This window comes from Bacillus sp. P14.5 (genome assembly GCF_003316765.1).
Taxonomy (GTDB): Bacteria; Bacillota; Bacilli; order Bacillales; family Bacillaceae_B; genus Rossellomorea.
Genome location: NZ_NIJF01000030.1, coordinates 1 through 1,066, shown reverse-complemented (window position 1 = coordinate 1,066; position 1,066 = coordinate 1). Strand labels below are relative to the sequence as shown.

Sequence of the window (1,066 nt, the reverse complement as noted above, 5' to 3'; positions counted from 1 at the left end):
TTGAGACTGATTTGGAGATGCTGCATGTGTCCCGCCAGCTTGCTGAATTAAATGCGATGTCCCGCTGGAGTTCAATATGAATTCCGCCAAATGGGAATCGATTGCTCCAGACGCCATCTCCATGATGGACGAGCTTGAGTTAAGAGTATTGAGAAGGTATTTGATCGGCAAGGATCATTTGCTCAGCCAGCATGCTTAACATTTATAAAAGGGATTGTTCAAAAGCATTATGCCTTTGAACAGTCCCTTTTCTATCTATTAACTTTAGGTGGCACTGACTTAATGGTACGTTTCCTGGCTAAACGTACCATTATCTTCGGGTTGCTGTGACTTAATGGTATGTTTCCCTGCTAATCGTACCATTAACTTCGGGTTGCTCTGAGTTAATGGTATGTTTCCCTGCTAATCGTACCATTATCTTCGGGTTGCTCTGACTTAATGGTATGTTTCCTGTCTAATCGTACCATTATCTTTGGGTTGCTCTGAGTTAATGGTATGTTTCGTGGCTAATCGTACCATTATCTTTGGGGTTGCTCTGAGTTAATGGTATGTTTCGTGGCTAATCGTACCATTAACTTCGGGTTGCTCTGAGTTAATGGTATGTTTCCTGACTAATCGTACCATTATCTTTGTGTTACTCTAAGATAATGGTATGTTTCGTGGATAAACGTACCATTATCTTCGACTTGCTCTGAGTTAATGGTATGTTTCCTGACTAATCGTACCATTATCTTTGGGTTGCTCTGAGTTAATGGTATGTTTCGTGGCTAATCGTACCATTAACTTAGGGATGCTCTGAGTTAATGGTATGTTTCCCTGCTAATCGTACCATTAACTTAGGGTTGCACTGACTTAATGGTATGTTTCCTGTCTAATCGTACCATTAACTTAGGGTTGCACTGACTTAATGGTATGTTTCACTGCTAAACGTACCATTATCTTCGGGTTGCTCTGACTTAATGGTACGTTTCCTGTCTAATCGTACCTGATTAAGATTAAGACTTATCTTTTGTATTAGAGCGCTTTGCTCTGTTTCAAGTTCCGTTTGGGATCTGGCGTTTACGCC

At 40.9% G+C, this 1,066-nt stretch carries 1 protein-coding gene; it reads left to right on the top strand.

The genetic code is table 11. The features are described 5' to 3' along the window. Positions 1 to 76 precede the first annotated feature (76 nt). Positions 77 to 199, top strand: coding sequence for a hypothetical protein (locus B9Z54_RS26075; RefSeq protein WP_275887776.1), 123 nt, complete (start codon positions 77 to 79; stop codon positions 197 to 199). The last annotated feature ends 867 nt before the right edge of the window (positions 200 to 1,066 follow it).